A 25,734-nucleotide genomic window follows, 5' to 3' on the forward strand; every position below is an offset into this window, starting at 1 on the left:
CGCGACGTCCCCCATGATGTCCCTGGATGTCCGCGGAACCGGTGCAGTGAGGCACGGGCGGAATGCACCGGGTGCCAGAGCGGGTTCGCACCGGTGCGAGCAGTCGCAGACCCGTAGCAAACCAGGCAGACCAGTTGCTTGCGCACGACCCGTGCACGATCACCGCAGAGGAGTCTTTCGTGACCCAGACGCCGACCCCGTCCTCCGGCCCGGCACCGACCGAGGCCGCGTTACGGCGGGCACTGCGGCGCGCGTCGGACGGTGTCACCCTCGACCAGGCCGAGGCCGAGGTGCTGTTGCAGGCCCACGGCGAGCACCTGGACCGGCTGTTGCACGCGGCCGGGGCGGTGCGGGACGCCGGGCTGGCCAGTGCCGGGCGCGAGGGGATCGTCACCTACTCGCGCAAGGTGTTCGTGCCGGTCACGCACCTGTGTAACGACCGCTGTCACTACTGCACGTTCGTCAAGACCCCGAAGCAGCTGGAACGTGAGGGCAAGTCGCTCTACCTGAGCCCGGACGACGTGCTCCGGGTGGCGCGTCAGGGCGCGGCGCTGGGCTGCAAGGAAGTGCTCTTCACCCTCGGCGACCGCCCGGAAGACCGCTGGCCCGAGGCCCGTGAGTGGCTGGAGGAGGCGGGCTACTCCTCGACACTGGGCTACATCCGCGCGCTCGCGGTGCAGGTGCTCGAGGTCACCGGCATGCTGCCGCACCTCAACCCGGGCGTGATGAGCTGGCAGGACCTGGGCCGGGTGAAGCCGGTCTCGCCTTCGGTCGGGATGATGCTGGAGACCACCTCGCGTCACCTCTACGAGACCCCTGGCCAGGCGCACTACGGCAGCCCGGACAAGGACCCGCAGGTGCGGCTGCGGGTGATCGAAGATGCCGGGCGGCACAACATCCCGTTCACCACCGGCCTGCTGATCGGCATCGGGGAGTCGTTCGCCGACCGGGCCGAGTCGCTGTTCGCGCTGCGCCGGCTGGCCCGCGAGTACGGCCACATCCAGGAAGTGATCATCCAGAACTTCCGGGCCAAGCCGAAGACCGCGATGCGGTCGGTCGCGGACGCCGAGGAGGACGAGTACCTGGCCGCGGTCGCGGTGGCCCGGCTGGTGATGGGCCCCCGGATGCGGATCCAGGTGCCGCCCAACCTGTCCGAGCCCGAGCAGCTCGGCCGGCTGCTGCAGGCGGGTGCCGACGACTGGGGTGGCGTCTCCCCGCTGACCCCCGACCACGTCAACCCCGAGCGCCCCTGGCCGCATCTGGACGACCTGGCCAAGTACAGCGCCGACGCGGGTTTCGAGCTCACCGAGCGGCTCACCGTGCACCCGGAGTACGCCGCGGTGGGCGAGCCCTGGCTCGACCCGAGGGTCTACGGCCACGTGAAGGCCCTGATGCGGGAGGACGGCCTGGCGAACCCCGCCGCGCTCCCGACCGGAATGCCCTGGCAGGAGCCGGATCCGGAGTGGGGCAGCAGCGGTCGCATCGACCTGAACGTCACGATCGACACCACCGGCCGCACCAGCGACCGGCGCAGCGACTTCGACGACGTCTACGGTGACTGGCAGGCACTGCGGGAGAAGGCCGTCCACACCGGCGCCCCCGAGCGGCTCGACGGCGACATCGTCAAGGCCCTCAGCGTGGCCGAGAGCGACCCGCAGGCCCTCGCCGAAGACCAGTCCGTGCTGCTGGCCTACGCCGAGGGCGACGCGCTCAAGCAGCTCGCCCGGATCGCCGACGACCTGCGCCGCGAGACGGTGGGCGACGACGTCACCTACATCGTCAACCGGAACATCAACTTCACCAACGTCTGTTACACCGGCTGCCGCTTCTGCGCCTTCGCCCAGCGGCGCAACGACGACGACGCCTTCACCCTCTCACTGGACGAGGTGAAGAGCCGGGTCCGGGAGGCCTGGTCGGTGGGCGCGACCGAGGTCTGCATGCAGGGCGGCATCGACCCGCACCTGCCCGCCACGGCCTACTTCGACATCGCCCGCGCGGTGAAGGAGGCCGTGCCGCAGATGCACATGCACGCCTTCAGCCCGATGGAGGTCATCAACGGCTCCACCCGCACCGGCCTGCCGATCCGGGAGTGGCTGGAGCAGGCCAAGGAAGCCGGGGTCGACTCGATGCCCGGCACCGCCGCGGAGATCCTCGACGACGACGTGCGGTGGATCCTGACCAAGGGCAAGCTGCCGACCGCGTCCTGGATCGAGTGCGTCACGACGGCACATCAGGTGGGCCTGCCCACCTCGTCCACCATGATGTACGGCCACGTGGACAACCCCTCGCACTGGGCGAGGCACCTGCGGCTGCTCGCCCAGTTGCAGGAACAGAGCATGGAGTACGGCGCAGCGCGGTTCACCGAGTTCGTGGCGCTGCCGTTCGTGCACCAGAACGCGCCGATCTACCTGGCCGGCGTCGCCCGGCCGGGGCCCACCATGCGCGACAACCTGGTGGTGCACGCGCTCGCGAGAATCCTTCTGCACGGCCGGATCGACAACATCCAGACCTCGTGGGTGAAGCTCGGGGTGGACGGCACCCGGGCCATGCTCCAGGCCGGCGCCAACGACGTGGGCGGCACGCTGATGGAAGAGACCATCTCGAGAATGGCCGGTTCGCAGTACGGTTCGCTGAAGACCCGCGAAGAACTGGAAGAGATCTCCGAACACCTCGACCGGCCCGCGCGGCAGCGCAACACGCTGTACGAAGAGGTCGAGCTCCAGCACTGAACCGAAAAACAGAATTGAGGACGCCCACCAGCCTCTGGTGGGCGTCCTCAATTCTGGTGGTTCTACAGAGACCAGTCGATCGGCTCGGCGCCCAGGTCTTCGAGCTCGGCGTTGGCCCGGCTGAACGGGCGCGACCCGAAGAAGCCGCTGCTGGCCGAGAGCGGGCTCGGGTGGGCGCTCTCGATCAGCGGAATGTCTTGCAGCGCAGGGGCGAGCGAGCGCGCATCGCGGCCCCAGAGGATGGCCACCAGGGGCTCGTCCCGTTCCGCCAGCGCATGGATCGCCTGGGCGGTGACCTCTTCCCAGCCCTTGCCCTTGTGCGAGGCGGAGGCGCCGGGCGCGACCGTCAGCACTCGGTTGAGCAACAGCACACCGCGCTGCGTCCAGGCCGTCAGGTCACCGTGCTTCGACGGCTCGATGCCCAGGTCGCTGTGCAGTTCCTTGAAGATGTTGTTCAGGCTGCGCGGCAGCGGGCGGACGTCCGGCCCGACCGAGAACGACAGCCCGACCGCATGACCGGGAGTGGGGTAGGGGTCCTGCCCCACGATCAGCACCCGCACGTCCTTGAACGGCTGCTTGAAGGCCCTCAGCACGTTGGGGCCGGAGGGCAGGTAGGTCCTGCCGTCGGCGATCTCCTTGCGAAGGAAGTCGCCCATCTCGGCGATCTTCTCCTCGACCGGGGCAAGTGCCGCAGCCCAGCCCGGGTCGATCTGCTCAGCGAGTGGTCGGCGTGTCACGGCCGCCGACAGTAGCGCCGTGCACACCTAGACTGCACATCCGTGCACCGTTATGACGCCGGGACCGAGGTTCTCGCCGAGGCCGTGATGAGTTACTCACGGCAGCGCATGAGTTACCAGGACGTTCCCCTGGACGCTCCACTCACAGCCGCGCAGCTGCGGGCCCGGGCCGGTCAGACCATCACGCCCCAGGGCCTGGGCGGCGAGAAGGCATTGCGGCTCTTCGGCGACGTGCTGGCCCAGGCCTGCATCTCCACCGACCACCCGCGCTACCTCTCCTTCATCCCGTGCGCCCCGACCAAGGCCGCCACCCTGTTCGACCTGGTGGTGAGCGCGTCCGGGCTGTACGCGGGCACCTGGATGGAGGGCTCGGGCGCCGTCTACGCCGAGAACCAGGCGCTGGCCTGGCTCGCCGGGCTGGCCGGCCTGCCGGAGACCGCGGGCGGGGTGTTCGTGCCGGGCGGTACCACCGGCAACCTGTCCGCCCTGGTCGCGGCCCGGTACCAGGCCCGGCTGGACCGGAAGGAGCACCCCCGGCGCTGGGCCGTCGCGGGCACCGCCAACGCGCACTCGTCCATCGTCAGTGCCTGTGACGTGATGGACGTCGACTTCATCGGGGTGCCGGTGGGCGAGGACGGCCGGCTGACCGGTACGGCCCTGCGCGAGGCGCTGGAGAAGTCCGGGCACGACGGGGTGTTCGCGGTGGTGGCCACGGCCGGCACGACGAACCTGGGCATCGTCGACGACCTGGAGTCGGTCGGCGCGGTCTGCGAGGAGCTGGGTCTCTGGTTCCACGTCGACGGCGCCTACGGGCTCGCCGGTCTGGCTGCACCGAGCGTGCGGCACCGGTTCAGTGGCATCGAGCGCGCCGACTCGTTCGTGGTCGACCCGCACAAGTGGCTGTTCGCCCCGTTCGACTGCTGCGCCCTGATCTACCGCGACCCGACGGTGGCCCGGGCCGCCCACACCCAGCGCGCGGGATACCTGGACGTGGTCACCGACGGCGCGGCGCACGACGAGATCAATCCCTCCGACTACGCGGTCGGCCTGACCCGCCGGGCCCGGGGGTTACCCTTCTGGTTCTCGCTCGCGACGCACGGTACGCAGGCTTACACCGACGCCGTCGAGCGCACCCTGTCCGTGGCGCGCTACGCCACGGAACGGATCCGGCACAGCGACGTGCTCGAACTGCTGCACGAGCCGGAACTGTCGGTGGTCGCCTTCCGCCGCCAGGGCTGGACCCCCCAGGACTATCGCGCCTGGTCGGACCGGTTGCTGGCCGACGACATCGGGTTCGTGGTCTCCACCACCCACGCGGGGGAGACCGTGACCCGGCTGGCGGTGGTGAACCCGGAGACCAGCGAGGCCGATATCGACGCGATTCTGGACAGTCTGGTTTGAATGACACAGGTCGGCCGCGGTTCTAGAGTGAGCGCGACAGATCTTGAGGTGGGTTGAGGAGCGGGATGGATTCGCAGGAGCAGCCGGAGGCCGGTCCGGCCGGTCTGACTGCGCGGGAGGCTGAGATCCTGGCCTTCGAGCGGCAGTGGTTCCGGTTCGCCGGTGCGAAGGAGCAGGCCGTCCGTGAGCTCTTCGACATGCCGGCGACCCGCTACTACCAGGTCCTGAATACGCTGATCGACCGACCCGAGGCCCTTGCCGCGGACCCTATGCTGGTGAAGCGCCTGCGCCGGATGCGGCAGACGCGGCGCCGGAGTGGATCCGCACGGTCACTGGATGCTCACGGCTGAGTATCCAAAGCGTCCGATGGGGCACACCACAGTGATATGGCGTTCTGAGATGCCCGGCCGGGAGGGGCCGGGTCGGTAGTCTCAGGCCGTCGGGTACCCCTGAACCGGGTGGTGCTCGTTCCATCGTTCTGGGAGTCATGCGATGACCGCCACGAGGCCTCCGGGCTACGACGACCGCTCCGCCGCGCCGGTGGAGGCGAGCCGCCGCGGTGCACACCGCGCGCGGCCGAAGACGATTGCCGCGCTCCTGCCGGTACTCGCGGGCGTTGCCGTCGTGCTGCTCGTGCTCGGTGCTGTCTACACGGTGGCCAGCAATCGTTCCGGTGGCGACTCATCCAGCACGGCGGCCGGTGGGCTGAGCGACGAGACCGAGGCCACTGCCACGGCCACGGCGACCGCCGGTGGCAAGGGCGGCGACAAGACCCCCACGGCCGACGACGACACCACGGCCGAGCCGACAGCGGAAGCTTCGGCGACCGAAGATGCGGGCGCCGGTGGCGGTGCCGGCACCACGGCCGACCAGACGATCCCCGTCGTGGTGCTGAACTCCCTCGACGTAGGCGGGCTGGCGAGCACGTACAAGGCGAAGCTCGAGGCCAAGGACTGGACCGTCTCGCGCACCGACAACTCCGTCAACCGTGACCTGGCGACCACCAAGATCTACTACCAGGACGCCGAGATGAAGGCCTCGGCCCTGGCGGTGAAGAAGGCGATCGGCGGCATCGGCACGATCTCCGAGAACGCCTCGGTCAACGCCGGCAGCATCACGGTCGTGCTGGGGCAGGACTCTCAGTAGCCCGACCGGGGCGCCCTGGGATCGGCCGGGCGAACCTCGTGGGTCGCTTGCGTCATGTCCACGCCTGGTGTGTGTCCCCAGGCCGTCTCAGCAGGTCTTGAACCGTGATCGGGTGACTTCCGTGCGGCCAGGACGCACGGAAGTCACCCGATCACGGACGCGAGCCGGTCGAGATCGTGGTCGGCTCCCGGGCGTCACCTTCTTGTTCGTGATCATGCGCAGGAAGGGCTGGGCGCCCTCGCCTTCCCCCGTCGGCGGAGACGTTGTCTCCGCGCCGACGGCTGGGGGCCACGTCGGAGGCTGTGGCGGTGCGCTCACTGCCTGCACACGACGGGCTTCAGGACGTTGGTGATGGCGGTTGGCTGACCAGCGAGGATAGTTCTGGTTCAAATAGTCCTACGTTTCGGACCGTCATCATTCTGACTTTTATCCGGTCCTGGAGAAAGGCCGTTCCCATTCCTCGAACGGTTCTCGGTCTAAGTGCGGTTCACGAACATCGCTAAGAACTGGTATCTCCCGCATGTCGCATTCAGGCGCTACTGTAGGCGTCGGTCGAACAGTTCGATGAGCAATGTCCTCTCCAGCTTTCACGCCAGAGGCCCGCACGTTGGACCATCCCGGATCTGCCCGGTCGGGTGGAAACGGTGAGCGTGAGACCCGGTTCGTGTGCAGTGCGCGAACCGCGCCGCGGTTACAGCACGCAGGAGTTGGAATGGCTCAGGGAACCGTCAAGTGGTTCAACGCCGAAAAGGGTTATGGCTTCATCACCGTTGACGGTGGTGGCGCGGACGTCTTCGTGCACTGGTCGGCCATCCAGATGGACGGCTACCGCTCGCTCGACGAAGGTCAGCGGGTGGAGTTCGAGGTCGGTCAGGGGCAGAAGGGCCCGCAGGCCGAGGCCGTGCGCCCCGCATCCTGATTCGTCGGTCGTTGGCCCCTTCGACGGGCTTATGGCTTGACTCGTCACCGAAGCCGTTCCCGGCTCGATCCCGGGGGCGGCTTCGTGTGTTTGCGCAGGTTTTACATTCCGGAGACCGGGTCGTACTAATAGCCCGGCGGCGCGGAATGGAACGCTGTCAATGGCCGACAGTGGTCGTCCGTCGGGAAGTGACCCGGATCGGGCCCGGGCCTGATCAATAACGACGGATGATTGTTGGGGCAACGAGCCGGAAAAGCCATGGCCAGATGCCGGAATGCGCCGAGCGGCTAATTCTTCTCGGCATAGGACGCGATCGGCGAGGCATCCAGCGGGATGCGAACACCGCGGTTCCCGAGAACCAGGGAAGTGGCTTCGGAACCGCTGTCGACGATCGCGGTGACGGCCTCTCCGGCCAGGTGCGCGGGGAGATGCACGATCACCTCGTCGTGCTGGAAGAAGACCAGCTCGGGTCGGCCCTGCTGATCGGGCAGGGCCGACAGCCGGCGGCGCAGTCCGGCCACGAGCGCATTGGCCCAGTCCGCCGCCGAGGCCTGGATGACGAAGTTGCGCGTGAACCGGCCCCGGGCCCGGGAGCGGGCCAGGGCCTGTTCCGGCGGCCCGTCCTGCCAGGTCGGCTCCGGCGGTGGGCAGGTGCGCCCGAGCACGCTGCGCACGATGCCACCGTCTTCACCGGTGCGGGCCGCGCGCTCGAGCAGATCCAGGGCCTGCGGGAATCGCCGGCGCAACGCCACCATGGCCAGGGAGTTGGCCCGGGCGCCGTACATGGCGGCCAGCAGACCGATCTTCGCCTCGTTGCGGGCCTCGGGCTTGCCCAGGGCCTGCCGGGCCAGGGCGGTGTACATGTCCGGGTCGGCCGTGGCCGCGATCATGCCGCGGTCACCCGACAGCGCCGCCAGGATGCGGGGCTCCAGCTGACCCGCGTCGGCCGCCACCAGCACCCAGCCCGGATCGGCCACCACGCACGCCCGCATCACCTTGGGAATCTGCAGCGCCCCGCCCCCCGACGTCGCCCAGCGCCCGGTGACCACCCCGCCCGGTACGTACTCGGCGCGGAACCGGCCCCCGCTGACCCACTGGTCCTGCCAGGCCCAGCCGTGAGCCACGTGCAGCCGGGCCAGTTCCTTGTAGCGCAGCAGGGGCGGCACGGCCGGATGGTCGATGCCCTTCAGTTCCCAGGCCCGGGTGGTGTCGACCGTGACCCCCTGCCGCCGGAGCGCCTTCAGCACCTCGGCGGGGGAGTCGGGATTCACCTGCAGCCCGGGCCCACTGCTGCCCGGGGCCAGCTCCCGCGAGACCTCTTCGGCCAGCGCCTGCAGCTTGCGCGGCCGCCCGTGATGCGCAGGACGCGGCCCGAGCAGTTCGGTGAGCACCTCGTTGTGGACCCGCACGCTCCAGGGCAGCCCGGCCCGCCCCATCTCCACGGCAGCCAGGCAGACCGCGGACTCGGCGGCCACCAACAGCGGGAAGCCAGGATGAGCACCACGAATGTCAGCGATCTGCTCGACCTGGGCCGCGTAGAGACGGAGCAGCCCAGCCAGACCATGGGGCTGTTCCCCGCGTGGAGTGGGGGCGGCCACTGGTTCGGCCTCGTCGAAGGGGTCGATGCGGTCGGCCGGGTCGGGGTGATCGGCCGGGTCGGGGAGATGGGCCGGGTCGAGGTGGCCTGCCGTGTCGCTGCCGCGAGTCCGGCCGCGAGGGTCGGTGGGGCCGGCCTGATCGCTTCCTGGAACACGGCCGGTAGCCGTTTCGGGTACCGGCATCCCCGCATCGTCGAGCTCCTCGGCCCACGTGGCCACCTCGTCCGGAAAGGCAGGCAGGCCAGGGGCAGTCTCGTCAGTGCCTGGTCCACGCAGCCCCGGCCCGGCCGATCCAGGTTCACCCGCGCCGGTCCCACCCGCGCCGGTCCCACCCGCGCCGGTCCCACCCGCGCCGGTCCCACCCGCGCCGGTCCCACCCGCGCCGGTCCCACCCGCGCCGGTCCCACCCGCGCCGACAGGCGTCCCTACTGCTGTGGTTGCCCCCGAGCCCCCACCGGCGCCCTCCCCGAACGCGCCCTCCCCGAACAATGAGATCTGCGTGGCGCGCCCGGCAACCACCGGCTCGCGGACAGCGGACTGGGGCGGCACGAACGGCTCGCCCTCGTACGTGCGCAGCAAGTTCTCCACCGCGGCCAGGTCGTGACACCGCTCGACCCGCACCCCCGCTTCGAGCAACGCCGGATACATCTCGGCCGTCCGCCACCAGATCCACCGGGGGCGCGCCTGGAGCTCGAGCCGGCGCACCTCCGCGACCGGATCGGCCGCCCAGGTGACCGGACCGACCGGGAGACCAGATGCGTTAACCAATTGCCACTGGACACCATCCCCGGAGGGCACCACCAGCACACGCCCCGCCGCGACCACATTCGCACCGGCCGAACCGCTCGTCACCGCACCGCCCGCCACAACCCCATGCTGGCAGCCACCACCGACAGTTCTGAGCGCCCGGCGCCGGTTACGCGGTCAGGGGAAACAGTGCGCGAACGGCCGTTCGGAGGGGCTCCGGAGGTTTGCACTCACCATGGTCGAGTGCTAATCATTGAACTAGCACTCTCCAAGTGTGAGTGACAGTTTTGCGAGTACGGCCAGGTGGATGAGGGCCGGTGTCGGGCGGGACAGGACCGTCGGGTGCCGATCCGTCCGTCGCGGGCATCTCCCTGGCCAACAACCCACCCTACGTGGAGGGAACACCACACGATGGCCAAGATCATCGCGTTCGACGAGGAAGCCCGTCGCGGCCTCGAGCGGGGTATGAACCAGCTCGCCGACGCCGTGAAGGTGACCCTCGGGCCGAAGGGCCGCAACGTCGTTCTGGAGAAGAAGTGGGGAGCCCCCACTATCACCAACGACGGCGTGTCCATCGCCAAGGAGATCGAGCTCGAGGACCCCTACGAGAAGATCGGCGCCGAGCTGGTCAAGGAGGTCGCGAAGAAGACGGACGACGTCGCGGGTGACGGCACCACCACCGCCACCGTGCTCGCCCAGGCCCTGGTTCGCGAGGGTCTGCGCAACGTCGCCGCCGGCGCCAACCCGATGGCCCTGAAGAAGGGCATCGAGGCGGCTGTCACGGCCGTCAGCGCCGAGCTTCTCGCGCAGGCCAAGGAGGTCGAGACGAAGGAGCAGATCGCTGCTACCGCGTCCATCTCCGCCGCTGACCCCGCGATCGGCGAGCTCATCGCCGAGGCGATGGACAAGGTCGGCAAGGAAGGCGTCATCACCGTCGAGGAGAGCAACACCTTCGGGCTCGAGCTCGAGCTCACCGAGGGTATGCGCTTCGACAAGGGCTACATCTCCGGTTACTTCGTGACCGACCCGGAGCGTATGGAGGCCGTCCTCGACGACCCGTACATCCTCCTGGTCGAGGGCAAGATCAGCACGGTCAAGGACCTGCTGCCCCTGCTCGAGAAGGTCATCCAGAGCGGTAAGCCCCTCGCGATCATCGCCGAGGACGTCGACGGCGAGGCGCTGTCGACTCTGGTGGTCAACAAGATCAAGGGCACGTTCAAGTCGATCGCCGTCAAGGCGCCCGGCTTCGGCGACCGCCGCAAGGCCATGCTGCAGGACATCGCGATCCTGACCGGTGGCCAGGTCATCTCCGAGACCGTCGGCCTCAAGCTCGAGACCGCCGGCCTGGAGCTGCTGGGCCAGGCCCGCAAGGTCGTCATCACCAAGGACGAGACCACGATCGTCGAGGGTTCCGGTGACGCCGAGCAGATCGCCGGCCGCGTCACGCAGATCCGCAACGAGATCGAGGCCAGCGACTCCGACTACGACCGCGAGAAGCTGCAGGAGCGCCTGGCCAAGCTGGCCGGTGGCGTTGCGGTGATCAAGGCCGGAGCTGCCACCGAGGTGGAGCTCAAGGAGCGCAAGCACCGCATCGAAGACGCCGTGCGTAACGCCAAGGCTGCCGTCGAAGAGGGCATCGTGGCCGGTGGTGGCGTCGCGCTGCTGCAGGCTTCGGTCGTTGCCTTCGAGAAGCTCGACCTGACCGGCGACGAGGCCACTGGCGCCAACATCGTCAAGGTCGCCGTCGAGGCCCCGCTCAAGCAGATCGCGATCAACGCCGGTCTCGAGGGTGGCGTCGTGGCGGAGAAGGTGCGCAACCTGCCTTCCGGTCACGGTCTGAACGCGGCCACGGGCGAGTACGTCGACCTGATCGCCAAGGGCATCATCGACCCGGCCAAGGTCACGCGCTCCGCGCTGCAGAACGCCGCGAGCATCGCGGCGCTGTTCCTGACCACCGAGGCGGTCATCGCCGACAAGCCGGAGAAGGCGGCGGCTCCGGCCGGCGGCGCTCCGGACATGGGTGGCATGGACTTCTGATCCATCTGCACCACAGTGGGGCGGCTCTCCTTCGGGAGGGCCGCCCCTCGTGCTTTCTGATTGAGGACGAGGATGCGCACCTGGGATGCCCCTCCCGGAACCGGGCCGGCCGACGTCCGCAATTACGTCTCTTCGCGGTCGATCCGCACGTAGACACGGATCGGTGCGCAGCCTTGCACCAACGCTGCTTACCCTGGTTCCCGTGCCGATCGAGACCACACGCGACCACAGCCGGATCGTCCCGCCCGCCCGGCAGGTGCTGCTGACCCAGGTGACGGATCAGCCGATCGACCTCCAGGAGCTCGCCTCACGTGTCGGGGGAGCGTCGTCGGGGGCCGTGGTCACGTTCGGCGGGGTGGTGCGTAACCACGACAGCGGCCGCGAGGTGACCGGCCTGGAGTACGTCGGCCACCCCACCGCGCAGGCTGTGCTGGAGCGGGTCGTCGCCGAGGTCACCGCCGCCAGTGACGCCGAGGCGGTCGCGGTCTCCCACCGCATCGGCACGCTGGCCATCGGCGACACGGCGCTGGCCGTCGCGGTCGCCGGGGCCCACCGTCAGGAGGCCTTCGAGACCGCCATGCGTCTGGTCGACGAGGTCAAGGCGCAGCTGCCGATCTGGAAGCGCCAGGTGCTGGCCGACGGCACCGACGAGTGGGTCGCCTGCCCCTGAGTGCTACTTCTTGGAGCCGGCGTTCTTGATGCCGGCTTCCTTGCTGCTGCGCTGGTACAGCTGAACCTGGTAAGTGCCCAGGTCGGTGGCCTTCTTGGCGTGGAAGTTGTTGCTCAGCAGCCGCTGCTTGTCGGCCTCGGGGTCTTCGGCGCTCTCGCCCAGACGGGTGTTGCTTGTGACCACCCAGACCCGGGTGCGCTTGCGCAGGGCCTTGGTGATGTCGGCGGTCGAGGCCTCGACACCGAACAGGGTGGCGGAACGGGCGCCGGTCTGGGCCAGGGCGATGTCGTCGACCTCGTCGAACGCCGCCGGGTAGGCCAGCTTCACGACGCGCCGGGACTCGGGCAGGAAGATCACCGCATCGCCCGGCTGGGCCTGCGACTCGATGGTCTGGGCCACGCCCCGCAGGTTCTCCGAGTGGCCGGTGGCCCGCCAGCGGTAGACGGCCTGCATGTGGGCACCGCCGAGGACGAACACGAGCAGCATGATCGCCAGGTACCGGACCCGCAGCAGGGTGGCCAGCGAGGCCAGGGCCAGCGCGCCACCGGGCACGGTGAAGAAGACGTAGCGCCAGTCGTAGAGCGGGTGCACCTGCGAGACGCTCCAGAGCATCACCGTCGGCAGCACCGCCCAGGCCAGGCCGAGCGCCAGGGCCGGGTTGTGGGTGCCCCGGCCGATGCCCGCGAAGGCCAGCACCAGGAGGCCGATGACGACCCAGGTGAGTTCGTACTGGGCCTCGAAGAAACCGGTCAACCGGTTCCAGTGTGGCACCGGCAGCCAGGCCACCTGGGCGCTCTGCCGGCTGGAGAACCAGAGCAGCGGGCTGAGCAGGGCCACGGACAGGCCGCCGGCCAGGAACCAGCGGTGCCGCACCGGGGCGGCCGACGTGGCCAGCACGTAACAGAGGTGGACGGCCAGGATGGTGAGGCCGATGACATTGAGCAGGCCGAGCGCGGTCACACAGCCGATGTAGACCGCCCAGCGCGTGCGCAGCCACGGCTTGCGGCAGACCTGCACCAGGGCCAGCGTGGCAGCGGTGGCCATCAGGGCGACCAGCGCGTAGGGCCGGGCCTCCTGGGCGTAGCGCGAGGACAGCGGCGCGATCACCCAGAGCAGGCCGGCGACGAGGCCGACCCGGCCGGAGCCCAGTTCGCGCCCCAGACGCACCAGCAGGACACCGGTGACGGTCGCGGCCGCCGCGGACAGCAGGCGGATCGGGGTGATCGAGGCGCTGTCGCCGACCAGGGCGTGCACGAGCAGGTAGTAGGTGGCGTGGACGAGGTCGACGCTCTTGGTCAGGTCGAGGATCTCGCCGGTGCTGCGCGACACCACGTCGCGGGTCACGGCCTCGTCCCACCAGGGGCTGGGCCGGTTGATCCACCAGGTGAAGACCACGGCGCCGATCAGCGCGACCAGGCTCTCGGCCATCCCGGGCCGGGCCAGGACATCGTGCGCGCGCCCCTCGAGGCGCTCGAGACGACCCGGGCGGGGCCTGGTGCTGAGAGGAGTGGTCTGCGGTCCGGCGAGTGCGGTGGTCTTCCGGCCCGAATCAGCCGGTACGGCCCCGTCGGGTCCCCGCCCCGTGGTCTGCGTCACCGAACGATGTCTCCTACTTCGACGTGGTGAGTCGGCGCTTATGAGAGTGCCTATGGTCACGCACGGCGACATTGCCGCATCCTGATCCGTGGTCACCCACGGCGGACATCGTCGACAACGGGAGACCGTTACGGCGCCTTCGGAAGGAGCGCCCACGATCAGCCTACGTCAGGCCGGACGCTGTCACCCGCCGGAAGGGTCACGGGAGGACAACGGTCGACTGAGAGATTCCTGGGAGTCGAAAACCCAGGAAAACCGGATCAACCGCCAGCAAATGGCGGCAGCACATCGACGACGGCGCCGACCGGGACGACTCTCCGGCGGTCGCCCGCGACCTCGTCCACCAGGAACGACGACGCCTTGAGAACCCGTGCGAGATCCGCCCCGTGGCGCTCGGCAAGGTGCAGCAGGAGTTCATCGAGGGGGGTGGGCCCGGCGATGGACAGATGCTCCGACTCCACTCCGGCCGCGGCCCGGGCCCCGGCGAAGTAGCGGATCGTGACCAACCCTGTCGTGAGGTTGCTGTGATCTGTGGTGTTGTCACTGGTGGTGCGGGTGTCACCCATGGGAACGGCTCAGCCTCCGATAGCGCTCATCGGCCGGTCCGGCTGGATGAACGAGGTGTCGTTGATGCCATGGCCCGCCGCCTTGCCCCACATGGCCGCCCGCCAGATCTGGGCGAGCTCCGCGTTGTCGGCACCCGAGCGCAGCAGGGCCCGCAGGTCGGTCTCGTCGCGGGCGAACAGGCAGTTGCGGATCTGGCCGTCGGCCGTCAGCCGGGTGCGGTCGCAGTCGCCGCAGAACGGGCGGGTCACCGAGGCGATGATGCCCACGGTGCCCGTGTTGCGGCCGTCGGTGGCGGTCCAGGTCTGGGCCGGCGAGGCGCCCCGGGCCCGGGCGTCGACCGGGATCAGCTCGAACTCCCCGGCCAGGGCCTGCTGGATGTCGTGAGCCGTGACCATCTGCTCGCGCTGCCAGGCGCCCTGCGCGTCGAGCGGCATCTGCTCGATGAACCGCAGCTCGTAGCCCTGGGCCAGGGCCCAGCGCACCAGGGGTACGGCCTCGTCGTCGTTGATGCCGGGCAGCAGCACGGTGTTCACCTTGACCGGCCCGAGCCCGGCCGCGGCCGCCGCGGCCAGTCCGGCCAGCACGTCGCGGTGCCGGTCGCGCCGGGTGATCCGGTGGAAGCGTTCCGGGTCGAGCGTGTCCAGGGAGACGTTGATCCGGTTCAGCCCGGCCGCGGCCAGGGCGCGGGCGCGCTTGTCCAGGCCCACACCGTTCGTGGTGAGCGCGGTGACGGGGGCGCGGCCGGTCTTCGTCCGTAAGTGGGCGGTCGCCTCGACGATGCGTTCCAGGCCGCGCCGCAGCAGCGGCTCGCCGCCGGTGAAGCGGACCTCCTCGACGCCCAGCTCGTGCACCGCGAGGGTGATCAGCCGGATCAGCTCGTCGTCGGAGAGCACCTGGTCGTCGGGCAGCCAGTCCAGGCCCTCGGGCGGCATGCAGTAACCACAGCGCAGCGAGCACTTGTCGGTCAGGCTCACCCGCAGATCGGTCGCCACCCGTCCATAGGTGTCGATCAGGCGGGAGTCTTCGGGGCGCCCCGTGGGCGCGGGGGTCCGCCCCTCTCCACGAGTCCTCGGGAGGCCGAGCATCACCGTTGCCACCTCGCCACTGTAAACAACGCTGGGGAAAACGCGTGTTCGAGGCCGAGCCGGGCACCCCCGGCTCGGCCGTACCGGGGGTGGGGTCGCCCAGATGAACCGGAAGAACCTGTTTCGGTGCCGTCCGGCGACGCTGTGACGTGGCCCTCTTCCAGCACTTTGGGCAGGTGATCCGGGTTGGTTCAGCCGGTCGGCGGCCTCCGGAAACACCCGTCTGCGTGCTGATATGACAGAGAGTAAAAATTGGTGACGCGGCTGGGCTCCCCGGTGGTGAGCGTTGCCTGTGAGCTCCCAGTGTTGTCTCACTTGACCAGGTGCTAACCTGAAGGTGAACAAAAGATGAACGAGAGGTGGCTAGGGGACTATGAAGCGAACCTATGGTCTTGAGACGGTCTCCGGCGCGTCGTCTACGGAATCGGCTTCCGCGACGAATGACTCGTCGCTGCACGAGGGGCACCCGGAGTGGACGGCCGCAGGGCTGCGCCCGGTGGCTCACTGGGTGAAGCTGCCCGACGGTAAGGGTGGCCGCCGGCTGTCCATGGTGTGGGAGGTTCCGAACCCCATGCCCTACGCCGCGCACTGAGGTCCGTAGCGACCCGTAACGACCCGGACCGGCGGTCCGGCCCGTGCGCTCGCGTCGGACCGGTCGAGAGGTCCCGTCCCGACCGGTCCGATGAGTGCCGGCTGACCGCTGTCCTTCCGCCGCCGCGCGTGGCTCCCTGACGGGAGCTGTGCGCGGCGGTGTCGTTTTGCTGGGGTCCCGCGTTCGATCCGGCCCCGTGACTCATACAAACCCGGGGTTTTCCACAGGCGCGGATTCTGTGGACAGTGCCGGATGCCTGCTGGCGGAAGCTGTCATGGTCGTTCCACGCCACCTGAACCGGTGGCGGAACGGCCGCTCCCGCCCGTGCGCACCCCCAGGCCGCAGGCGGGAGCGGTCCCTCGGAAAGACATTTCGTGATGCTGGGGGTTCGGCGGAGGGGAGAGCATGCCCAGGTTCGAGGTGGACAGCGTCCAGGTGGTGCAGGCGAGTGCCGCGGTGCAGGCGTCGGCCCAGCAGATCGGTACCGAGGTCGACCGCATGATGCGGCATCTCGTGCAGTTGCAGGGCAGCTGGAGCGGATCGGCGGCCACGTCGTTCCAGTCGGTGGTCGGTGACTGGCGGGTGACGCAAGAGCGGGTGCGGGTGGCTCTGGAGCAGATCCAGGCCGCGCTGGCCCAGGCGGGGCGGCAGTACCAAGAGGTGGAAGACGCTGCGGTGCGGATGTTCACGGTCTGACGGGGAAGCTGGCGTCAGGGGTTGAGGTGCCTTGGTGGCCGTGGCGGCGGGCGAGTGCGGGGCGGGCGGTGGACCGGAGCGTTGGTGTCCGGTCCGGATCGGTCGGGGGCAACGCGAAAGGCCTCCGGTGATCCTGGCGGATCTCCGGAGGTCTTTCGGGAAAGGGCTGCTCGGATCAGCCCTTTCGTTGTGACGGCCGTGGGGATCGGCCGTCGGGACCGTCCGCCCCGGGTGGGGGCCAGGGCGGACGGTGGTGCGGTGTGGCCGGCCAGTGGCTACCTCATGGCCCTCTCGGGCCGGGCGGGGTAGTGGGCGGGGTCAGTTGGCGCTGTCCGGGCGGGTGTCCAGGGTGACCTTCACGTCCTGGGTCTTACCGTCCCTGACGATCGAGACGGTCACTTCGGTTCCCGGGGTGCGCTCGCGGACCTGGGCCATGAGCGACTCGGCGCCGTTGATGTACTCACCGTCGATGGCGATGACGGTGTCGCCCTTCTTCAGGCCGGCGGTCTCGGCCGGGGAGTCGGCGACCACGGACTGCACCGAGGCGCCGTCCCGCTCGGCGTTGTCCACCTTCACGGTGGCGTCGCCGAGGGTGATGCCCAGCCACGGGTGCTGGGCGCTGCCGTTCTCGATCAGCTGGTTGGTGATGTTCTTGACCTGGTCCACCGGGATCGCGAAGCCCAGGCCGATGCTGCCGGACTGGCTGGAGCTCTCCTGGCCGAAACCGCTGCTCTGGCTCAGGGTGGCGATCGAGGAGTTGATGCCGATCAGCTTGCCCTGTGCGTCCACCAGGGCGCCGCCGCTGTTACCGGGGTTCACGGCCGCGTCGATCTGGATGGCGTTGGTGACGACCGTCTCGCCGGAGCCGCTGGACGAGGAGTCGCTGCTCTCGGAGGACGAGGTGGTCACCGGGCGGTCGACGGCGCTCACGATGCCGGTGGTGACGGTGCCGGCCAGGCCCAGCGGGTTACCGACGGCCATGACCGAGTCGCCCACGCTGACCGAGTCGGTGTCACCCAGGGTCGCGGGCTTCAGGTCGCTCGGCGGGTCTTCCAGCTGGATCACGGCCAGGTCGGTGGCGGAGTCGGTGCCGACGACCTTGGCGGTGTACTTCCGGCCGTCGTTCAGTACCACCTCGATGGTCTGGGCGCCCGTGACCACGTGGTTGTTGGTGACGATCCGGCCGTCGGTGTCAAGGATGACGCCGGAGCCCTCACCCTCGGACGACTGGCTGGTCACCTGCACCGAGACCACGCTCGGCTCGACCGCGGAGGCCACGGCCTTCCAGTCCGCGTTCTCGGAGGACGAGGTGGTCACCGGTGCTTCGGCGGAGTCGCCGCTCTGGGAGGACGAGGTGAGCGAGCTGGTGGCGGAGGAGGGGTCGTCGTTGTTCACGGCGAGCACCACGCCCGCGGTGAGCAGGCTGGCGATCAGGGCCGCGCCGAGACCGGTCGCGATCACACCGCGCCATCCGGGCTGCCCGGCCTCGCGGCGCTTCTTGCCGTTCGGCGGGAGCGGAGGCTGCCCACCCTGACCGGGCTGACCCAGCTGACCGTTCGAGCCGGGCTGGCCCCAGCCGGCCTGCGGCAGGGCGCCGGTCTGCGTGCCGACCGGGGCTCCCGTCTGGGTGTCGGTCGTGGTCGGGTAGGCGGTGAGGGTCTGCGTACCGCCGCTGGTGTTCTGCATGTTCTGGCCTCCGCTGCTCCAGCCCGTCTGCTGTGTCTGCCCGTACTGGGGGCGTGTGTACGGGCTCTGCCACTGGTTCTGGTCGTGCTGCTGGCCGTACTGCGGGGCGCCCTGCGGCTGCTGCCCGTAGGCCTGCGGGTTCTGCTGGGTCTGGCCGTACTGCTGGCCGTAAGGCTGCTGTCCGTACGGCTGGGCGCCCGGCTGGGACTGTGCGGCCTGCGGCGCCGGGGGTGCCTGCGGGGTCTGTACCGCCTGCGTGTCCTGCGTCGCGCTGTATCCCGGGGCTGCGCTGTACGCCGGTGTGGCCGGCGCCGTGGCGGTTTGGGTCTGTGCCGGCGTCTCGTGCGTCGGGCCGGCCGGAGCGGAGGAAGCCTGCGCAGCCGGAGCCGGGTTGGTGGCGGACGAGTCGTCACCGGGGCGGTTACCCCAGGAGGACGTGTTCTCGTCGTGGTTGTTCGTGGTCTGCGACATTCTTCTCACCCTCATGGCCAGCTTGCTGACATGGACTAGTTCAAGCCCCGCCCCTCGGCGTTCGCTGCACCACGTCTGTGAGAAGCCTGAGAACGTGAATCCGGCCTGCGGGAGAGATCGCAAAAACGGCGATGCCCCGGTCGTGAGACCGGGGCATCGCCGTTCGAACGCAAGCGTTCTAGGCGTCCATAAGCGCTTTACTCAGCGGCGGACGGAGTGGCCGGAACGTTCAGCGGCCGGCCGTCGGCGCCGAGGCGCGTGCGACGGGGGTTGGCGACGGAGGCGGATCGAGGAGCCTCAGTGTCGTCACGGTCCGGGGTGGTCGCGGTGTGAAGCATCTTTCCTCCTTAACAAAGGGTCGTAGGCCGTTGTGCTCTACCGATACCCAGGCTCTCGCAACTCTGTGACCGCCTGGTTTCGATTCAGGGAACGCAGTGTTCTCCCGGAAAATGCCCGGGGGAGTGTCGGCATCACCTGTACGGACAAGCATATCCCCGCAGGCCAGGCCGTACGAGTCGGATTGACGAGATCACCCTGTGGTTGGTGTCACGCCGTAGTGCCAGTTTCCCCTCACCCTGCGGGAATGCCCAGGAGAGAGCGCTGTGACGGATGGGGAACGGGACCAAAGGACCGCCCGCCCGATGGTCGGCCATTCGGGCGGGCGGTTACTGAAGGTCAGCGATCTTGCGCTCAGGTAGACGGACTGGCACCGGGTGACAAGGGCCTGCCGTCCAGCTCGTCCGGGGTGTCCGGGGCGTCGGGAGCCTCGTCCGGGGCGGTGCTGACCAGCGGCAGCTCCACCCGGAACGTGGCACCGCCACCCGGTGTCTGGGTCACCCCGACCCGTCCGCCGTGCGATCCGATCACGGCCGAGACGATCGACAGACCGAGACCGGAACCACCGCCCTGGTGCCGCGCCCGGGACGCGTCCACCCGGTAGAAGCGCTCGAAGACCCGGCTCGCGTGCTCGGGGGTGAGCCCGTCGCCGTGGTCGCGGACCTCGAGCACCGCGACGTTGTTCTGCTGCCCGGCGGCCACCTCGATCGGACTGCCCGCCGGGGTGTGCCGCACGGCGTTGGCGACCAGGTTGGCCACCACCTGACGCAGGCGGTGGTCGTCACCCGTCACCACGGCCGGGACCGGGCCGTGGCCCTCGGCCAGCCCGACCAGCCGGACCTGGCGGTCGGGCGCCAGACCCCGCGCGTCGTGCACGGCGTCGCCGGCCAGCACGGCCAGGTCGACCGGTTCGGCGCGGGCCGGGCGCTGCTCGTCCATGCGGGCCAGCAGCAGCAGGTCTTCCACCAGCGCACCCATGCGGCGCGACTCGTCCTCGATCCGGCTCATCGTGCGGGCGACGTCTTCCGGCTCGGAAACCGCTCCCTGCCGGTAGAGCTCGGCGAAACCCCGGATGGAGGCCAGCGGCGTACGCAACTCGTGCGACGCGTCCGCGGCGAACCGGCGTGTCCTCTGCTCGGAGGCTTCCTGCTGGTGGAACGCGCTCTCGATCTGGGCGAGCATGCCGTTGAGCGAGTGGGTGAGCCGGCCGACCTCGGTCGTCGGCGGGTGCGCGGGCACCCGGCGGGACAGGTCGCCCGCGGCGATCGCGGCGGCGGTCTCCTCGACCTCGGTGAGAGGCTTGAACGAGCGCCGGATCACCAGCCAGCCGAGGCTCGCGAACAGCACGGTCACCATCAGGCCGAACATCACGATGAGGATGCGCAGGCGGTTCACCGCGTCCTCAACGTCGTCGAGAGGGATCGCGATCTGCACGCTCCCGGTGGTACCGACCGGGCTGCTCCACCCGGAAGCGATGACCCGCCAGCTGGAGTCACCCTCTTCCGAGCCGACGGTGTAGATCTTGTTCTTCGTGGCCCAGGCCTGCGTGGCGGTCATGTCGCTCAGGGCCGGCACCGAGCCCTCGGCCGGTACGTCGTCGTCGCCGATTCCGCCGCCGTCCACGCCGATCTTGATCACGTAGCGGACGAGGCCCCACTTGAGCGCGTCGCTGTTGTTCCCGCCCCCGTTGAGAGCGTCTTCGGCGACCGGTTTCAGGCTCTTGGTGAGCTGGCTGTCGACCTTGCCGACCAGGTAGCTCTTCAGCACGTACTGGCTGGCGAAACCGGTCAGGGCCAGGCCCGCGACCAGCAGCACGACCATGATCCCGACCAGCCGGGCGCGCAGCGGCGCCTGGTTCCACTGATGGCGGACGCGCTGCACGGCTCGCGGGCGTTTCGCCGGGGCCGGCGGGGGCCCGAGTTCGATCTCGGGCGGAAGGTTCTGGGTCTGGGTGCTCATCGCCGATCAGCCCTGGGGAGGAAGACGCAGCACGTAGCCGACGCCGCGCTTGGTGTGGATCAGCGGGGGCTCGACATCGTCGATCTTGCGTCGCAGGTAGGAGATGTAGGACTCGACGATCCCGGCCTCGCCGTTGAAGTCGTAGGCCCAGACGTGGTCGAGGATCTGCGCCTTCGACAGCACCCGGTTGGGGTTCAGCATCAGGTAGCGCAGCAGCTTGAACTCGGTGGGGGAGAGCTCGACCAGGCGGTTCGCGCGGCGGACCTCGTGCGAGTCCTCGTCCAGCTCGAGGTCGTGGAAGACCAGGCGCCCGCTGGCGGCGTCGGTCGCGACACCGGTGCGGCGCAGGACGGCGCGGATCCGGGCGACGACCTCTTCGAGGCTGAACGGCTTGGTCACGTAGTCGTCACCGCCCACGGTGAGACCGGTGACCTTGTCGCCGGTCTCGTCACGGGCAGTCAGGAATACGACGGGTATGTCCCGGCCGCGTTCGCGCAGTTTGCGGGTGACTGTGAAGCCGTCCATGTCCGGCATCATCACGTCCAGCACCACGAGGTCGGGGCGGTGCTGCTCGGCGAGCGCCAGGGCCTGGGCGCCGTCCGCAGCACCCACGACGTCGAAACCGGCGAACCGCAGACTCGTGGTCAGCAGTTCGCGGATATTCGGTTCGTCGTCCACGACCAGCAACTTCGCTTCAAACGTCTTCTCAGCCACGGCTCTAGCGTGCACCTGGTTTCTGGGAAGTTCCTGGACGCCGACCGTTAAGGCTGCTGGGTGTCGGGGCGGCGCAGGAGGCCGATGATCCGGGCCAGTTCGCGACGGTCGGCCTCGTCGAGCCGGTCGAAGAACTGTTCGGCCTCGGCCGCCCGGGCCTTGCGCACCGCCTCGGCGATCTCCTCGCCCTGGCTGCTGAGCGTGACCAGCGTGGCGCGCCGGTCGTCCGGGTCGGGTGAGCGCAGCACCAGGCCGCGCACCTGGAGGGCGTCGACCACCTCAGTACCCGAGCGCGGGGCGATGCGCAGGTGGTCGGACAGCGAGCTGATGCGCATGCGGCCGTGCCGGCGCAGTACGCCGATGGCCCGGGCCTGGGCCGGGGTGATACCCAGCGGGCTGATGCTCTCGTGGCTGCGGTGGCGCAGGGTTCGCGACACCGACCAGAACGCCTCGGCCAGGGTCTCGTCCTCTTCCTGCGTACTCACCGGAATACCGTAGCCGAGGTTGCGGTTGGAGCCTCATAGTGAGGTAACCTCACTAAATATTCGCCCAACCCGGAGGTCGCTCTTGCCCCGCCCTTCCCGTTCCCCCGAACTCGGTCCCGCCCAGCGTGCCGCCGAGAAGGCGCAGGCCCGCGAGGTCTCGCTGCGCCGTGTCGGTGCGCTCTTCGTCCACCACCGCTCCCCGCTCGCCGTGGTGGTCGCGATCATCGTGGCTTCGTCGATCATCGCGATGGCCTCGCCCTTCCTGCTCCGCGAGATCATCGATGTGGCGATCCCGCAGCAGAAGGTCTCCCTGCTGGTCCGGCTCGTCGGCGGCATGGTCGCCGTGGCCGCGGTGACCAGCATCTTCGGTGTGCTCCAGACCTGGATCAGCACCCGCGTGGGCCAGGAGGTGATGCACCGGCTGCGTACTGACGTGTTCACGCACCTCCAGAAGCAGTCCATCGCCTTCTTCACCCGCACCCGCACCGGCGAGGTGCAGTCCCGCATCACCAACGACATCGGCGGCATGCAGAGCGTGGTCACCTCGACCGCCACCTCCATCGCCTCCAACCTCACCACCACGGTCGCCACGGCCGTCGCGATGATCGCGCTCTCCTGGAGACTGTCGCTGATCTCGCTGGTTGTCATGCCGCCGGCCATCTACCTGAGCCGCCGCGTCGCCGACCTGCGACGGGCTATCACCGCCCAGCGTCAGCGCGAGCTCGCCGACCTGAACGTCACCATCGAAGAAGGCCTTTCGATCAGCGGCGTGCAGCTGAGCAAGACCCTCGGCACCAGTGCCGCGCTGATCGAGCGGTTCACGAAGACCTCGGAACGGCTCATCGACCTGCAACTGCGCTCCGACCTGGCCGGCCGCTGGCGGATGGCCTCGATGAGCGTCATCTTCGCCGCCATCCCGGCCGCGATCTACCTGAGCGCCGGGCTGCCCGCGACCGCCGGCCACATGACCATCGGCACCCTGGTCGCCTTCACCGCCCTGCAGCAGAACCTGTTCCGGCCCCTGATGAGCCTGCTCAACGTCGGGGTGTCGATCACCTCGTCGCTGGCCCTGTTCGCCCGCATCTTCGAATATCTCGACCTGCCCGTGGAGGTGGACGACCCGGCCGACGCGGTGCGGATCGACCCGTCCTCGATCCGCGGCGACGTGCGTATCGAAGACGTCACCTTCACCTACCCCGGCAACGACACCGCGGCCCTGGCCGGTGTCGACCTCACCGTCCCGGCCGGTGACACCCTCGCGCTGGTCGGTGAGACCGGTTCGGGCAAGAGCACTCTCGGGTCACTGGTGGCCCGGCTGGCCGACCCCACCGCCGGCCGGATCACGATCGACGGCATCGACCTGCGCCGGTTCCGGCTCGAAGACCTGGCCCAGGTCGTCGGCGTGGTCAGCCAGGAGACCTACCTGCTGCACACCACCGTGCGAGAGAACCTGCGCTACGCCCGGCCGGCCGCGACCGACGAGCAGATCGAGGCCGCGGCCCGCGCCGCCCAGGTGCACGACCTGATCGCCTCGCTGCCCGATGGTTACGACACCATGGTCGGCTCCCGGGGCCACCGGTTCTCCGGCGGGGAGAAGCAGCGCCTGGCCATTGCCCGCACGCTGCTGCGCGACCCGCGGGTGCTCGTACTGGACGAGGCCACCAGCGCTCTCGACACCGCCACCGAGCGGGCCGTGCAGCTGGCCTTCGACGAACTGGCCCGGGGCCGCACCACGATCACCATCGCCCACCGTCTCTCCACGGTGCGCGACGCCGACCAGATCGCGGTGCTCGACCACGGCCGGATCGTCGAGACCGGCACCCACGAAGCACTGCTGGAGCGGCACGGGCAGTACGCCGCCCTCAGCGTGTGAAGGTCCTCAGGCCTCCGGCTTCTGGGCGCCGATCTCCTCGGCGTCCATGATCCGGTAGGCGTACCCCTGCTCGGCCAGGAAGCGCTGCCGGTGGGCGGCGAAATCCTGGTCGAGGGTGTCGCGGGAGATGACGGCGTAGAACCGGGCCGTCTTCCCGTCGTGCTTGGGACGCAGCAGCCGGCCGAGGCGCTGGGCCTCTTCCTGGCGTGACCCGAAAGAACCCGAGACCTGAATGGCCACACTGGCTTCCGGCAGGTCGATGGAGAAGTTCGCGACCTTGCTGACCACCAGGGTGTGAAGCTCGCCCGAGCGGAACGCGTCGAACAGCCGCTGCCGCTCGGCCACCGAGGTCTCACCCTTGAGAACCGGTGCGTCCAGCCGGTTCCCGATGTCGTCGAGCTGGTCCAGGTACTGCCCGATGACCAGGATCTGCTCACCGGCGTGCTGGCGCACCAGCTGCTCGACCACCTTGGTCTTCATGTCGCTGGTGGCGCAGAGCCGGTACCGCTCCTCCGGTTCCGCGGTGGCGTAGGTCAGCCGCTCCCGTTCGGGCAGGGTGACGCGCACCTCCACGCAGTCGGCGGGGGCGATGTAGCCCTGGGCCTCGATGTCCTTCCACGGCGCGTCGTAACGCTTCGGGCCGATCAGGCTGAACACGTCACCCTCGCGGCCGTCCTCGCGCACCAGCGTCGCGGTCAGGCCCAGACGGCGCCGCGCCTGCAACGAGGCCGTCATCCGGAACACCGGCGCGGGCAGCAGGTGTACCTCGTCGTACACGATCAGGCCCCAGTCGCGGGCGTCGAACACGTCGAGGTGGGCGTACGCGCCCTTCCGCTTCGTCGTCATCACCTGGTAGGTGGCGATGGTGACCGGGCGGATCTCCTTGCGGGAACCCGAGTACTCGCCGATCTCCTCCTCGGTCAGCGACGTGCGCGCGATCAGCTCGTCGCGCCACTGCCGGGCCGAGACCGTGTTCGTCACCAGAATCAGCGTGGTGGTGCCGGACTTCGCCATCGCGGCGGCCCCGACCAGGGTCTTGCCGGCGCCACAGGGCAGCACGACCACCCCGGAACCGCCGTGCCAGAAGCCGTCCACCGCATCGGCCTGGTACGGCCGCAGCTCCCAGCCGTCGGGGGCCAGCTCGATCGGGTGCTTCTCGCCGTTCACGTAACCGGCCAGGTCTTCCGCCGGCCAGCCGAGTTTCAGCAGCACCTGCTTGAGATTGCCGCGCTCGCTGGGGTGCACCAGCACGTTCTCCGGGTCCAGCCGGGCCCCGACCAGGGGTGCGACCTTCTTGCTGCGCAGCACCTCCTCGAGCACCGGCACGTCGAGCGCACGCAGCACCAGGCCGTTGTCGGGGTCTTTGATCAGCTGGAGCCGCCCGTAGCGGGCCATGGTCTCGGCCACGTCGACGAGCAGCGCGTGCGGCACCGGGTAGCGCGAGTACTCCAGCAGCACGTCGACGACCTGCTCGGCGTCATGACCGGCGGCCCGGGCGTTCCACAGACCCAGCGGCGTGAGCCGGTAGGTGTGCACGTGCTCGGGCGCGCGTTCCAGCTCGGCGAACGGCGCGATGGCCCGGCGGCAGGCCGCCGCCTGGTCATGGTCGATCTCCAGCAGCAGCGTCTTGTCGCTCTGGACGATCAGTGGTCCGTCAGTCACGAAGTGCAGTCTCCCTCATTGCCGGCGG

20 protein-coding genes are annotated in these 25,734 nt (G+C 69.4%); 10 read left to right on the plus strand and 10 right to left on the minus strand.

Features of this window, described 5'->3' with window-relative positions:
- The first annotated feature begins 158 nt into the window (after positions 1-158).
- The gene (locus LR393_RS12445) at positions 159-2,729 is read left to right on the plus strand and encodes a bifunctional FO biosynthesis protein CofGH (protein ID WP_407937311.1); all 2,571 of its coding nucleotides are present in this window, start codon (positions 159-161) and stop codon (positions 2,727-2,729) included.
- A 62-nt stretch (positions 2,730-2,791) separates the two neighbouring features.
- Here the strand turns inward: LR393_RS12445 and LR393_RS12450 are convergent, their stop codons facing one another.
- Positions 2,792-3,466, minus strand: coding sequence for a uracil-DNA glycosylase (locus LR393_RS12450; protein WP_231484014.1), 675 nt, complete (start codon positions 3,464-3,466; stop codon positions 2,792-2,794).
- A gap of 42 nt (positions 3,467-3,508) precedes the next feature.
- Here LR393_RS12450 and LR393_RS12455 point away from each other — a divergent pair, with 42 nt between their 5' ends.
- The 4 genes from LR393_RS12455 to LR393_RS12470 all read left to right on the plus strand — a co-directional run bounded on the left by LR393_RS12455 (position 3,509) and on the right by LR393_RS12470 (position 6,932).
- The gene (locus LR393_RS12455; protein ID WP_231484015.1) at positions 3,509-4,867 is read left to right on the plus strand and encodes a pyridoxal phosphate-dependent decarboxylase family protein; all 1,359 of its coding nucleotides are present in this window, start codon (positions 3,509-3,511) and stop codon (positions 4,865-4,867) included.
- Positions 4,868-4,932: 65 nt separating this feature from the next.
- A complete protein-coding gene (locus LR393_RS12460; RefSeq protein WP_231484016.1) occupies positions 4,933-5,217 on the plus strand; it encodes a DUF3263 domain-containing protein in 285 nt (94 codons plus the stop codon).
- 142 nt (positions 5,218-5,359) lie between these two features.
- Positions 5,360-6,013, plus strand: coding sequence for a LytR C-terminal domain-containing protein (locus LR393_RS12465; RefSeq protein ID WP_231484017.1), 654 nt, complete (start codon positions 5,360-5,362; stop codon positions 6,011-6,013).
- A gap of 712 nt (positions 6,014-6,725) precedes the next feature.
- Positions 6,726-6,932: a cold-shock protein gene (locus tag LR393_RS12470; RefSeq protein WP_214153400.1), complete on the plus strand. Its 207-nt coding sequence runs from the start codon at positions 6,726-6,728 to the stop codon at positions 6,930-6,932.
- Positions 6,933-7,219: 287 nt separating this feature from the next.
- On the opposite strand, the gene LR393_RS12475 is transcribed toward LR393_RS12470, so the two are convergent.
- Entirely contained in the window at positions 7,220-9,397 is a 2,178-nt protein-coding gene (locus LR393_RS12475; protein WP_231484018.1) for a bifunctional 3'-5' exonuclease/DNA polymerase, read from the minus strand.
- Between the two features lie 291 nt (positions 9,398-9,688).
- Between LR393_RS12475 and groL the strand changes: the two genes are divergently transcribed.
- Positions 9,689-11,314 carry a chaperonin GroEL gene (gene groL / locus LR393_RS12480; protein ID WP_231484019.1) on the plus strand — a complete coding sequence of 542 codons (1,626 nt, stop codon included), beginning with the start codon at positions 9,689-9,691 and terminating at the stop codon, positions 11,312-11,314.
- Positions 11,315-11,516: 202 nt separating this feature from the next.
- The gene (locus LR393_RS12485) at positions 11,517-11,984 is read left to right on the plus strand and encodes a molybdenum cofactor biosynthesis protein MoaE (RefSeq protein ID WP_231484020.1); all 468 of its coding nucleotides are present in this window, start codon (positions 11,517-11,519) and stop codon (positions 11,982-11,984) included.
- A gap of 3 nt (positions 11,985-11,987) precedes the next feature.
- Here LR393_RS12485 and LR393_RS12490 read toward each other — a convergent pair whose 3' ends face one another.
- The 3 genes from LR393_RS12490 to moaA all read right to left on the minus strand — a co-directional run bounded on the left by LR393_RS12490 (position 11,988) and on the right by moaA (position 15,244).
- A complete protein-coding gene (locus LR393_RS12490; protein ID WP_231484021.1) occupies positions 11,988-13,580 on the minus strand; it encodes a glycosyltransferase family 39 protein in 1,593 nt (530 codons plus the stop codon).
- A 260-nt stretch (positions 13,581-13,840) separates the two neighbouring features.
- Entirely contained in the window at positions 13,841-14,146 is a 306-nt protein-coding gene (locus LR393_RS12495; protein WP_231484022.1) for a MoaD/ThiS family protein, read from the minus strand.
- Positions 14,147-14,155: 9 nt separating this feature from the next.
- Positions 14,156-15,244, minus strand: a complete 1,089-nt coding sequence (gene moaA / locus LR393_RS12500; RefSeq protein ID WP_231484023.1) for a GTP 3',8-cyclase MoaA — start codon at positions 15,242-15,244, stop codon at positions 14,156-14,158.
- Positions 15,245-15,605: 361 nt separating this feature from the next.
- On the opposite strand from moaA, the gene LR393_RS12505 reads away from it, so the two are divergent.
- The gene (locus LR393_RS12505) at positions 15,606-15,824 is read left to right on the plus strand and encodes a hypothetical protein (RefSeq protein ID WP_231484024.1); all 219 of its coding nucleotides are present in this window, start codon (positions 15,606-15,608) and stop codon (positions 15,822-15,824) included.
- A gap of 405 nt (positions 15,825-16,229) precedes the next feature.
- On the plus strand, positions 16,230-16,520 hold the full coding sequence (locus LR393_RS12510) for a WXG100 family type VII secretion target (protein WP_231484025.1): 291 nt from the start codon (positions 16,230-16,232) through the stop codon (positions 16,518-16,520).
- 318 nt (positions 16,521-16,838) lie between these two features.
- Here the strand turns inward: LR393_RS12510 and LR393_RS12515 are convergent, their stop codons facing one another.
- The 4 genes from LR393_RS12515 to LR393_RS12530 all read right to left on the minus strand — a co-directional run bounded on the left by LR393_RS12515 (position 16,839) and on the right by LR393_RS12530 (position 22,171).
- The gene (locus LR393_RS12515; RefSeq protein WP_231484026.1) at positions 16,839-18,677 is read right to left on the minus strand and encodes a S1C family serine protease; all 1,839 of its coding nucleotides are present in this window, start codon (positions 18,675-18,677) and stop codon (positions 16,839-16,841) included.
- 690 nt (positions 18,678-19,367) lie between these two features.
- A complete protein-coding gene (locus LR393_RS12520; protein ID WP_231484027.1) occupies positions 19,368-20,972 on the minus strand; it encodes a sensor histidine kinase in 1,605 nt (534 codons plus the stop codon).
- Positions 20,973-20,978: 6 nt separating this feature from the next.
- Complete coding sequence (locus LR393_RS12525) at positions 20,979-21,686, minus strand: response regulator transcription factor (RefSeq protein WP_231484028.1); 708 nt, start codon at positions 21,684-21,686, stop codon at positions 20,979-20,981.
- Between the two features lie 47 nt (positions 21,687-21,733).
- Positions 21,734-22,171: a MarR family winged helix-turn-helix transcriptional regulator gene (locus LR393_RS12530; protein ID WP_231484029.1), complete on the minus strand. Its 438-nt coding sequence runs from the start codon at positions 22,169-22,171 to the stop codon at positions 21,734-21,736.
- A gap of 82 nt (positions 22,172-22,253) precedes the next feature.
- Here LR393_RS12530 and LR393_RS12535 point away from each other — a divergent pair, with 82 nt between their 5' ends.
- Complete coding sequence (locus LR393_RS12535) at positions 22,254-24,044, plus strand: ABC transporter ATP-binding protein (protein ID WP_269327077.1); 1,791 nt, start codon at positions 22,254-22,256, stop codon at positions 24,042-24,044.
- A gap of 6 nt (positions 24,045-24,050) precedes the next feature.
- Here LR393_RS12535 and LR393_RS12540 read toward each other — a convergent pair whose 3' ends face one another.
- Positions 24,051-25,706, minus strand: coding sequence for a DNA repair helicase XPB (locus LR393_RS12540; protein ID WP_231484030.1), 1,656 nt, complete (start codon positions 25,704-25,706; stop codon positions 24,051-24,053).
- Between the last annotated feature and the right edge of the window lie 28 nt (positions 25,707-25,734).

The organism is Kineosporia mesophila, assembly GCF_021129235.1.
Taxonomy (GTDB): domain Bacteria; phylum Actinomycetota; class Actinomycetes; order Actinomycetales; family Kineosporiaceae; genus Kineosporia; species Kineosporia mesophila.